Source organism: Marivita lacus (assembly GCF_014637725.1).
In the GTDB taxonomy this organism is placed as follows: domain Bacteria; phylum Pseudomonadota; class Alphaproteobacteria; order Rhodobacterales; family Rhodobacteraceae; genus Marivita; species Marivita lacus.
In genome coordinates this window covers 76,356-85,715 of the sequence record NZ_BMFC01000014.1, presented here as the reverse complement: position 1 = coordinate 85,715, position 9,360 = coordinate 76,356, and the positions used below count along the sequence as shown (strand labels likewise).

The following is a 9,360-nucleotide window of genomic DNA, read 5'->3' as shown; positions in this document are numbered from 1 at the left end:
TGAACCCGCACACCAAGTTCGAAGCCGAGGTCTACATCCTGACCAAGGAAGAGGGCGGCCGTCACACGCCGTTCTTCGCGAACTACCGCCCGCAGTTCTACTTCCGGACGACGGACGTGACCGGCACTGTGACGCTGCCCGAGGGCACCGAGATGGTCATGCCGGGCGACAACCTGAAGTTCGAGGTCGAGCTGATCGCCCCGATCGCCATGGAAGACGGCCTGCGCTTCGCGATCCGCGAAGGCGGCCGCACCGTCGGTTCGGGCGTCGTGTCCAAGATCGTCTCGTAAGCAGACGAGATTACATTGCACGGGGCGGCGTCAAGCCGTCCCGTATTCGGTTCGATGAAGGGGCAGGGTGGTCCTGCGTCATCCTCTCAACCGCAACGCCAGTAAAGGCTAAGACCAATGCAAAGCCAAAACATTCGCATTCGGCTCAAGGCGTTTGATTACCGTGTGCTCGACGCGTCGACACAGGAAATCGTGAACACCGCCAAGCGGACGGGCGCCACAGTGCGCGGCCCGATCCCGCTGCCGAACAAGATTGAGAAATTCACCGTTCTGCGTGGCCCGCACGTCAACAAGAAATCGCGCGACCAGTGGGAAATCCGTACCCACAAGCGTCTGCTCGACATCGTTGATCCGACCCCGCAAACCGTTGATGCCCTGATGAAGCTCGACCTCGCCGCCGGCGTGGATGTCGAGATCAAGGTATAAGGAGAGTATCCAATGATGCGCTCTGGTATCATCGCCAAGAAAGTCGGCATGACTCGACTTTTCATGGAAGACGGAAAGCAGATTCCCGTGACCGTCCTCCAACTCGACAAGCTTCAGGTGGTCGCTCAGCGCACGCCCGAGCAAGATGGCTATTCGGCAGTCCAGCTGGGCACCGGTTCGATCAAGGTAAAGCGCGTGTCCAAGGCGATGCGCGGTCACTTTGCTGCGGCGAACGTGGAACCCAAGCGGAAGGTCGCGGAATTCCGCGTCGCACCCGAGAACCTGATCAACGTGGGTGAAGAGATCACCGCTGACCATTACTTCGAAGGTCAGTTTGTGGATGTCTCGGGCACCTCGATCGGTAAGGGTTTTGCCGGTGCCATGAAACGTCACAACTTCGGTGGTCTTCGTGCCTCGCACGGTGTGTCGGTTTCGCACCGTTCGCACGGTTCCACCGGTCAGTGTCAGGATCCGGGCAAGGTCTTCAAAGGCAAGAAGATGGCCGGTCACATGGGTGCCGTCAAAGTGACGACCCAGAACCTCCAGGTTGTGAAGACCGACGCCGAGCGTGGGATCATCATGATCAAGGGCGCCGTTCCCGGCTCCAAGGGTGGTTGGGTGACCGTCAAGGACGCCATGAAGAAGCCGACCCCGGAAAACGTGATCCTGCCCGCCGCTCTGCGTTCGGCTGGTGAAGAAGCCAAGCGTCTGGCCGAGGAAGCTGCCGCACAGGCTGCCGCCGAGGAAGCCGCAGCAGCAGAAGCCGCAGCAGCCGAGCAGGCCGCAGCGGAAGAAGCCGCACTGAAGGAAGCCGAGGCTGAAATTCAGGCTGAGAAGAAGGAAGGCGAGGAATGAAACTCGACGTGATCAAACTGGACGGCGGAACCGCCGGGTCGGTCGAGCTGGGCGACGAGATCTTCGGACTCGAGCCGCGCGCCGACATTCTGCACCGTGTGGTCCGCTGGCAGCGCAACAAGGCGCAGGCTGGCACCCACAAGGTGAAAACACGGTCCGAAGTCAGCTACTCGACCAAGAAGATCTACCGCCAGAAGGGCACCGGCGGCGCACGCCACGGCTCCCGCAAGGCACCGATCTTCCGCAAGGGTGGTATCTACAAGGGTCCGACGCCGCGCAGCCACGCGCATGACCTTCCCAAGAAGGTGCGCAAGCTGGGCCTCATGCACGCCCTGTCCGCCAAGCTGAAGGACGGTTCGCTTGTCATCATCGAGAACATCGAGTCCGATGGCAAGACATCGTCCTTGGCCAAGCAGGTCAAGAACCTGGGCTGGAAGCGCGCGCTGATCATCGACGGGGCAGAGGTGAACGAAAACTTCATCCGCGCCGCAGCGAACATCGACGGTCTCGATGTTCTGCCGTCGATGGGGGCAAACGTCTATGACATTCTCAAGCGTGACACTCTTGTGCTCACGAAGGCGGGTGTCGAAGCACTGGAGGCTCGTCTGAAATGAGCGCGAAAGCTGAACATTACGATGTGATCCGCAAACCGATCATCACCGAGAAAACCACGATGGCGTCCGAAAACGGCGCGGTTGTGTTCGAGGTGGCGATTGACGCCAACAAACCGCAGATCAAGGAGGCCGTCGAGGCTCTGTTTGGTGTGTCGGTGAAGGCGGTGAACACGACGATCACCAAGGGCAAGACCAAGCGTTTTCGGGGGACCCTGGGTCGCCGGAAGGACGTGAAGAAAGCCTACGTGACGCTTGCCGAAGGCAACACGATCGACGTGACCACGGGTCTGTGATTGGTTTGCCGGGCTGAAGCCCGGCCTACGAGAATAGGAAAGCCCCTCGCCAGTGATGGCGGGGGGCTTTTCTGATGCTGGCCCGAATAGCGGCGCAGACGCCGGGCGATCGCCAGCCCGCCCGCCCGGTCAGGCGTGTTGTTGGGGCCAGTGCCTCGCTCGGCGACCTTACGGATTTGGCAAGAATAAAGTGCTGCTGAAGATCTGTCGGATCGCCATCCCGCAGTCTCGCGATCGCCCGTCTTGCACTTGGTGCGTGAGAACATGCACCCGACGAACACGGTGCAGGGAATCACCTTACAGCGCTTGACGCCACGCGCCACACCTCCTACTAACCCCCAACCGCGCAGCCCCGGATTCGTCCGGGGCTTCGTTGTTGCGCTAATCGGGCACCTACGGGGGCCTACACCATGGCGGACACGTCCGCCCAAACATAGCGGGTCGTCAAAGACCTGCACTTGCTAACGGAAGACAGAAAGCATGGCACTCAAGTCGTATAAGCCGACGACGCCGGGCCAGCGCGGGCTGGTGCTGATCGACCGTTCGGAACTGTGGAAAGGCCGTCCGGTCAAAGCCCTCACTGAGGGTTTGACCAAATCGGGTGGCCGGAACAACACCGGACGTATCACATCCCGTCGTCGCGGTGGTGGGGCGAAACGCCTCTACCGGATCGTTGATTTCAAGCGGAACAAGTATGACGTGGGCGCGACCGTCGCGCGCATCGAATACGATCCCAACCGTACCGCCTTCATCGCGCTCGTCCAGTATGACGACGGCGAACAGGCCTACATCCTCGCGCCCCAGCGTCTCGCCATTGGCGACCGCGTGATCGCATCGGCCAAGGCCGACGTGAAGCCGGGCAACGCGATGCCCTTCTCGGGCCTGCCCATCGGCACAATCGTTCACAACATCGAACTGAAGCCCGGCAAGGGTGGTCAGATCGCCCGTGCTGCCGGGACCTACGCCCAGTTCGTGGGCCGTGACGGTGGCTACGCGCAGATCCGTCTGAGCTCGGGCGAACTGCGCATGGTGCGCCAGGAATGCATGGCCACCGTTGGTGCGGTGTCCAACCCCGACAATTCGAACCAGAACTTCGGCAAGGCAGGCCGCATGCGTCACAAGGGTATCCGCCCGAGTGTCCGTGGTGTCGTGATGAACCCGATCGACCATCCGCACGGTGGTGGTGAAGGCCGGACCTCTGGTGGTCGTCACCCGGTGACCCCATGGGGTAAGCCAACGAAGGGTAAGAAGACCCGCAACAAGAACAAGGCGTCGCAAAAGCTGATCATCCGCTCGCGTCACGCCAAGAAGAAGGGGCGGTAAACCATGTCGCGCTCTGTATGGAAAGGCCCGTTCGTCGATGCCTATGTCTTGAAAAAGGCAGAAGCGTCGCGCGAATCCGGTCGTAATGAAGTCATCAAGATCTGGTCGCGCCGCTCGACGATCCTGCCCCAGTTCGTGGGCCTGACGTTTGGCGTGTATAACGGCCAGAAGCATATTCCTGTGAATGTCACCGAAGACATGATCGGTCAGAAGTTCGGTGAATATTCGCCGACACGGACCTATCACGGTCACGCGGCTGACAAAAAAGCGAAGCGGAAGTAAGTCATGGGCAAGGAAAAGAACCCCCGCCGCGTGGCTGACAACGAAGCCATGGCGAAGCTGCGGATGCTGCGCACCAGCCCGCAGAAACTCAATCTGGTCGCCGGTCTGATCCGCGGCAAGAAAGTGGATCGCGCGCTGACTGATCTGACTTTTTCGAAAAAGCGGATCGCAGCAGACGTGAAGAAATGCCTTCAGTCCGCGATTGCAAACGCCGAAAACAACCATGGGCTTGACGTGGACGAGCTGATCGTCGCCGAAGCCTATGTCGGCAAGAACCTTGTCATGAAGCGTGGCCGCCCTCGGGCGCGTGGTCGTTTCGGCAAGATCATGAAGCCGTTTTCGGAGATCACCATCAAGGTGCGTCAAGTTGAGGAGCAGGCCTAATGGGTAACAAAACCAATCCGATCGGCATGCGTCTTCAGGTGAACCGCACCTGGGACAGCCGTTGGTACGCTGACACCAAGGACTACGGCAACCTCTTGCTCGAAGACATCGCGATGCGTGAATTCATCGCGAAAGAGTGCAAGCAGGCTGGTGTGGCCCGTGTCATCATCGAACGTCCGCACAAGAAGTGCCGCGTGACCATTCACACCGCACGTCCCGGCGTCATCATCGGCAAGAAAGGCGCGGACATCGAAACCCTGCGCAAGAAGCTTGCCGCGAAGACGGATAGCGAGCTGCACCTCAACATCGTTGAAGTGCGCAAGCCGGAACTTGACGCGCAGCTGGTTGGCGAGAGCATCTCGCAGCAGCTCGAGCGTCGTGTGTCCTTCCGTCGTGCCATGAAGCGCGCCGTGCAGAACGCCATGCGTATGGGTGCCCTCGGCATCCGCGTGAACGTTGCCGGTCGTCTGGGTGGCGCGGAAATCGCACGGACCGAATGGTACCGCGAAGGCCGGGTGCCGCTGCACACGCTGCGCGCCGACATCGATTATGCCAACGTGGAAGCGGAAACGCCCTACGGCATCATCGGGATCAAGGTCTGGATCTTCAAAGGCGAGATCATGGAACATGATCCGGCCGCACGGGATCGCAAGGCACAGGAACTGCAAGACGGTCCCGCACCGCGTGGTGCTGGCGGCGGTCGGAGGAACTAATCATGCTTCAACCAAAGCGTACAAAATTCCGCAAGATGTTCAAAGGCCGGATCAAGGGCGAAGCCAAGGGCGGCTCCGATCTGAACTTTGGCACTTTCGGCCTCAAGGCGCTTCAGCCTGAGCGTGTGACCGCACGTCAGATCGAAGCAGCCCGTCGTGCCATGACGCGTCACATGAAGCGTCAGGGCCGTGTCTGGATCCGTATCTTCCCGGATACGCCCGTCACCTCCAAGCCGACCGAAGTGCGGATGGGTAAAGGTAAGGGCTCGGTGGATTACTGGGCAGCCAAGGTAAAGCCGGGCCGCGTGATGTTCGAAATCGACGGCGTCGGTGAGGACGTTGCCCGTGAGGCACTGCGTCTGGCCGCGATGAAGCTGCCGATCAAGACCCGCGTCGTGGTTCGCGAGGACTGGTAAGCGGTTCGGTGTGTGCAAGCACGCACCCTACGATATCGAAAACCCCCGGTGCGGATGCGCCGGGGGTTTTTGTCTTTCCGGGTGCTTGATATCTCCGTAGGGTGGGTTTTCAACCTTCCAAGGTTCTACGGGGATCACTCCCAGCGGTAATTGAAACTTACCGAGACGCGCTCGTCTTCGGACTGGTTCATCACCACCTCGTGGCGAAGCCAGCTTTCCCAGAGCAGCACATCACCGACGGCGGGCTTCACGTAGATGAAGTTCCGCATCTCTTCGCGCGCGTCCTTGCGGCGGGGTGGGGCGGACATCATCATGGCGTGGCGCGGGTCTTCGAGTTTGAGGGCTGACGCGCCTTCGGGCATGGACACGTAGGTTGTGCCGGAAATCACCGAATGCGGGTGGATGTGCGCGGAATGAAACCCGCCCTCGGGCAGGATGTTGATCCAGAGATCCTCGAGCACCAGCTTGCGATCATCGAGATCGAATTGCAGATCCTCGGCAAAGGCCGCGACATGGGCATCAAGCGTCTTCACGAGGTCAGCAAAGATCGGGAACCGCCAGGGCAGGTCGGTCAGCGATGCATAGGAGGTGTAGCCGGGATAGGCGTTTTCCTCGCACCAGTTCTGGCCGGCCTCGTCATCTTCGGCGATGGCGAAACAGGACTTTTCCATTTCAAGGGCGTCGATGGCCGGTGCGTGCTCGGACAGGGGCGCGTGGTAGAGGCGGGTCACGAAGAAGGAGGAAATATGGCTCATGGGCGGTTTCTACGCCGGTCGGACCGCCTTGGCGAGAGGGAGATTGTGGCGCCCAGGTACTGGGTGGTGCGGGTCGGTTACGTCCCGACACCGCCCCCGCTGAGAAAATCAAAAGGGGCGGTGCCATTCCGATCGGCGCAAAAGCTGCAGAACAGCCTATTTTCACGTCAGTCGGCTGCGGGTTCCACGCGGTTGACAATGCGCTGGTTCAGTTCCGGATCCTCTTGTGCGAGTTGTGCAATGGTGACGTATTCTTCCACCGTGATGTCGGGCGTGGCGTCGATGGTGTCGCTGATCGCGACATTGGCTTGCTGGATCAGCTGCTGTTGTTCGCTCTCGTCTTCGGCGGCCTGGATCTGCGGGATGAACGTTTCGCGCACGGCGTCGACGTCCTGCAGGGCGGTGACGAAGGCATCCAGCTTGGCGTCGCTGAATTCGGTTTGAACAGCCTCGGGCGCTGCTGTCTGGGCAAAGGCAGGTGCCGTCGCGCCAAGGCCGAAGGCGGCCGTCGCAGCTGCAAGGGCAAGCGCGCGGGGTGTCTGTCGCAGGGCGTTCGAGATCGTCAGGGTCATGGTCAGTCTCCGTAAGTCATTCGTTTCATCAAGGACCGGTGCGGTCCCATGCCCCAAAACATGCGATCCTCGACCCGGTTTCGCAAACGCATCGGCGAAAACATGCTTCTCACCGGTTCGGCGGCCCCTGAAATCCGCGCGCCAAAGCCTGCGGTTCCGCGGGGGTGCCGACAGGTCCCGACACGTCCGAAAGCGGCGTGACAGGATGCGGATATGCCCTGCCCAGTTAGGGGTTGCGCGATCACGCCATGCGGCCTATACGCGGCACTTCATCCACCTCCACCGGGAATCAGGGTGACCCACATCAACGATGGGGCTCTCCGGTGATGTTGATAGAAAGGAACGGCGCATGAACGCCAAGGAACTGAATGACAAGACACCGGATCAACTCCGGGACGAGCTTGTTTCGCTGAAGAAAGAGGCCTTCAACCTCCGCTTTCAGCAGGCCACAAGCCAACTTGAGAACACTGCACGCATCCGCCAGGTGCGTCGCAACGTGGCACGAATCAACACCGTGCTGAACCAAAAGGCGGCCTCGGCTGCCAGCGACGCGTAAGAGGGAGCCAGACAGATGCCCAAACGTATCCTTTCCGGCACCGTTACATCGACAGCGAACACGCAGACCGTGACCGTTTCCGTCGAGCGCCGCTTCAAGCACCCGGTTCTTCAGAAGACGATCCGGAAGTCCAAGAAATATCGCGCCCATGATGAGGCCGAGAAATTCGCAGTTGGGGACGTTGTCCGCATTCAGGAATGCGCCCCCAAGTCGAAGACCAAACGTTGGGAGGTTATCGCTGAGTAAGCGATAGCCTTTCGGCATTTACGAAACCCCCGGGCCAATGCCTCGATTGAGCGGTCCGGGACGTCGGGAGACAGATTATGATCCAGATGCAGACCAATCTGGATGTTGCTGACAACAGCGGCGCACGCCGTGTTCAGTGCATCAAGGTTCTGGGTGGGTCCAAGCGGAAATACGCGTCGGTGGGTGACATCATCGTTGTATCCGTGAAGGAAGCCATCCCGCGCGGTCGCGTGAAAAAAGGGGACGTCCGCAAGGCCGTCGTCGTACGCACCGCCAAAGAAGTCCGTCGCGAAGACGGCACAGCCATCCGTTTTGACCGCAACGCCGCAGTGATCCTGAACAACGCAGGTGAGCCCGTCGGTACGCGTATCTTCGGCCCGGTTGTGCGTGAGCTGCGTGCCAAGAACTTCATGAAAATCATCTCGCTTGCTCCGGAGGTGCTGTAATGGCTGCTAAACTCCGCAAAGGTGACAAGGTGGTTGTGCTTGCCGGTAAAGACAAAGGCATGTCAGGCACCATCGCATCCGTCGATCCCAAGGCCGGCAAGGCCGTGGTAGATGGTGTGAACATGGCGATCCGTCACGTGCGCCAGTCCCAGACCACACAGGGCGGCCGCACACCCAAGGCGATGCCGATCGACCTGTCGAACCTGGCGATCGTCGATGCAAACGGCAAACCGACCCGCGTTGGCTTCAAGATCGAAGGCGACAAGAAGGTCCGTTTCGCAAAGACAACAGGGGATGTGATCGATGCTTGATACCGCAACCTACACCCCGCGCCTCAAGTCCATCTTCCGCGACCAGATCAAGGCCGCGATGAAGGAAGAGTTCGGTTATTCGAACGACATGATGATTCCGCGCCTCGACAAGATCGTGCTGAACATCGGCTGCGGTGCCGAAGCTGTCCGTGACAGCAAGAAGGCAAAATCTGCTGTCGAGGATCTCACAAAGATCGCTGGTCAGCAGGCCGTCACCACCAAGGCAAAGAAATCCATCGCGGGCTTCCGCGTTCGCGAAGAAATGCCGCTTGGTGCCAAGGTGACCCTGCGTGGCGATCGGATGTACGATTTCCTCGACCGCCTGATCACCATCGCGATGCCCCGTATCCGGGACTTCCGCGGCGTAAAGCCGTCCTTTGATGGTCGTGGCAACTTTGCCATGGGCATGAAAGAGCACATCGTGTTCCCCGAAATCGACTTCGACAAGGTCGATGAGGTCTGGGGCATGGATATCATCATCACGACGACCGCAAAGACCGACGCGGAAGCCAAGGCGCTGTTGAAGCATTTCAACATGCCGTTCAACGCCTGAGGGGACTGATACCATGGCGAAGAAAGCAATGATTGAACGCGAGAAGAAGCGTCAGGCGCTGGTGGAAAAATACGCCGCCAAGCGGGCTGAGCTGAAAGCAATCGCGAACGATGAAAGCAAGCCGATGGAAGAGCGCTTCAAGGCGCGCCTCAAGCTTGCAAAACTGCCGCGGAACAGCGCGCCCTCGCGCCTGCACAACCGCTGCCAACTCACCGGGCGTCCGCACGCCTATTACCGTAAACTCAAGGTCAGCCGGATCATGCTTCGTGAACTTGCCAGCAATGGACAAGCCCCCGGCATGGTCAAGTCGAGCTGGTAAGGAGGG

General features: G+C 59.9%; 18 protein-coding genes. 16 read left to right on the top strand and 2 right to left on the bottom strand.

The genetic code is table 11. The features are described 5' to 3' along the window. From IEV82_RS19675 to rplP, 10 genes are all read left to right on the top strand, one after another. Positions 1 to 290, top strand: a 290-nt coding sequence (locus IEV82_RS19675) for an EF-Tu C-terminal domain-related protein (protein WP_505716661.1), incomplete at its 5' end; no start/stop codon positions are given. A gap of 117 nt (positions 291 to 407) precedes the next feature. Next, entirely contained in the window at positions 408 to 716 is a 309-nt protein-coding gene (gene rpsJ, locus IEV82_RS19670; protein ID WP_188483786.1) for a 30S ribosomal protein S10, read from the top strand. A 12-nt stretch (positions 717 to 728) separates the two neighbouring features. After that, positions 729 to 1,571: a 50S ribosomal protein L3 gene (rplC, locus tag IEV82_RS19665; protein ID WP_188483785.1), complete on the top strand. Its 843-nt coding sequence runs from the start codon at positions 729 to 731 to the stop codon at positions 1,569 to 1,571. Next, positions 1,568 to 2,185 (top strand): 50S ribosomal protein L4, encoded by a 618-nt coding sequence (gene rplD / locus IEV82_RS19660; protein ID WP_188483784.1) that lies wholly within the window; start codon positions 1,568 to 1,570, stop codon positions 2,183 to 2,185. Before rplC ends, rplD begins: the two co-directional genes overlap by 4 nt. Beyond that, positions 2,182 to 2,478: a 50S ribosomal protein L23 gene (locus IEV82_RS19655; protein WP_188483783.1), complete on the top strand. Its 297-nt coding sequence runs from the start codon at positions 2,182 to 2,184 to the stop codon at positions 2,476 to 2,478. The genes rplD and IEV82_RS19655 overlap by 4 nt, the downstream gene beginning before the upstream one ends. 480 nt (positions 2,479 to 2,958) lie before the next feature. After that, on the top strand, positions 2,959 to 3,801 hold the full coding sequence (gene rplB, locus IEV82_RS19650) for a 50S ribosomal protein L2 (protein ID WP_188483782.1): 843 nt from the start codon (positions 2,959 to 2,961) through the stop codon (positions 3,799 to 3,801). A gap of 3 nt (positions 3,802 to 3,804) precedes the next feature. Next, a complete protein-coding gene (rpsS, locus tag IEV82_RS19645) occupies positions 3,805 to 4,083 on the top strand; it encodes a 30S ribosomal protein S19 (RefSeq protein ID WP_188483781.1) in 279 nt (92 codons plus the stop codon). A gap of 3 nt (positions 4,084 to 4,086) precedes the next feature. Further along, positions 4,087 to 4,467, top strand: coding sequence for a 50S ribosomal protein L22 (gene rplV / locus IEV82_RS19640; protein WP_085628851.1), 381 nt, complete (start codon positions 4,087 to 4,089; stop codon positions 4,465 to 4,467). Then, the gene (gene rpsC, locus IEV82_RS19635; protein WP_188483780.1) at positions 4,467 to 5,180 is read left to right on the top strand and encodes a 30S ribosomal protein S3; all 714 of its coding nucleotides are present in this window, start codon (positions 4,467 to 4,469) and stop codon (positions 5,178 to 5,180) included. Before rplV ends, rpsC begins: the two co-directional genes overlap by 1 nt. A 2-nt stretch (positions 5,181 to 5,182) precedes the next feature. Further along, positions 5,183 to 5,596, top strand: coding sequence for a 50S ribosomal protein L16 (gene rplP / locus IEV82_RS19630; RefSeq protein ID WP_188483779.1), 414 nt, complete (start codon positions 5,183 to 5,185; stop codon positions 5,594 to 5,596). Positions 5,597 to 5,730: 134 nt separating this feature from the next. On the opposite strand, the gene IEV82_RS19625 is transcribed toward rplP, so the two are convergent. Further along, positions 5,731 to 6,351 carry a 2OG-Fe(II) oxygenase family protein gene (locus IEV82_RS19625; RefSeq protein ID WP_188483778.1) on the bottom strand — a complete coding sequence of 207 codons (621 nt, stop codon included), beginning with the start codon at positions 6,349 to 6,351 and terminating at the stop codon, positions 5,731 to 5,733. Between the two features lie 167 nt (positions 6,352 to 6,518). Next, positions 6,519 to 6,923: a DUF4168 domain-containing protein gene (locus tag IEV82_RS19620; protein WP_188483777.1), complete on the bottom strand. Its 405-nt coding sequence runs from the start codon at positions 6,921 to 6,923 to the stop codon at positions 6,519 to 6,521. Positions 6,924 to 7,272: 349 nt separating this feature from the next. On the opposite strand from IEV82_RS19620, the gene rpmC reads away from it, so the two are divergent. The 6 genes from rpmC (at position 7,273) to rpsN (ending at position 9,354) form a co-directional block, all read left to right on the top strand. After that, positions 7,273 to 7,479 (top strand): 50S ribosomal protein L29, encoded by a 207-nt coding sequence (gene rpmC / locus IEV82_RS19615; protein WP_188483776.1) that lies wholly within the window; start codon positions 7,273 to 7,275, stop codon positions 7,477 to 7,479. A 15-nt stretch (positions 7,480 to 7,494) separates the two neighbouring features. Then, positions 7,495 to 7,725: a 30S ribosomal protein S17 gene (rpsQ, locus tag IEV82_RS19610; protein ID WP_188483775.1), complete on the top strand. Its 231-nt coding sequence runs from the start codon at positions 7,495 to 7,497 to the stop codon at positions 7,723 to 7,725. 77 nt (positions 7,726 to 7,802) lie between these two features. Further along, on the top strand, positions 7,803 to 8,171 hold the full coding sequence (rplN, locus tag IEV82_RS19605) for a 50S ribosomal protein L14 (protein WP_007427594.1): 369 nt from the start codon (positions 7,803 to 7,805) through the stop codon (positions 8,169 to 8,171). Continuing rightward, a complete protein-coding gene (gene rplX / locus IEV82_RS19600; protein ID WP_188483774.1) occupies positions 8,171 to 8,482 on the top strand; it encodes a 50S ribosomal protein L24 in 312 nt (103 codons plus the stop codon). The genes rplN and rplX overlap by 1 nt, the downstream gene beginning before the upstream one ends. Then, on the top strand, positions 8,475 to 9,035 hold the full coding sequence (gene rplE / locus IEV82_RS19595; protein ID WP_188483773.1) for a 50S ribosomal protein L5: 561 nt from the start codon (positions 8,475 to 8,477) through the stop codon (positions 9,033 to 9,035). Before rplX ends, rplE begins: the two co-directional genes overlap by 8 nt. A 13-nt stretch (positions 9,036 to 9,048) precedes the next feature. After that, complete coding sequence (gene rpsN, locus IEV82_RS19590) at positions 9,049 to 9,354, top strand: 30S ribosomal protein S14 (protein WP_188483772.1); 306 nt, start codon at positions 9,049 to 9,051, stop codon at positions 9,352 to 9,354. The last annotated feature ends 6 nt before the right edge of the window (positions 9,355 to 9,360 follow it).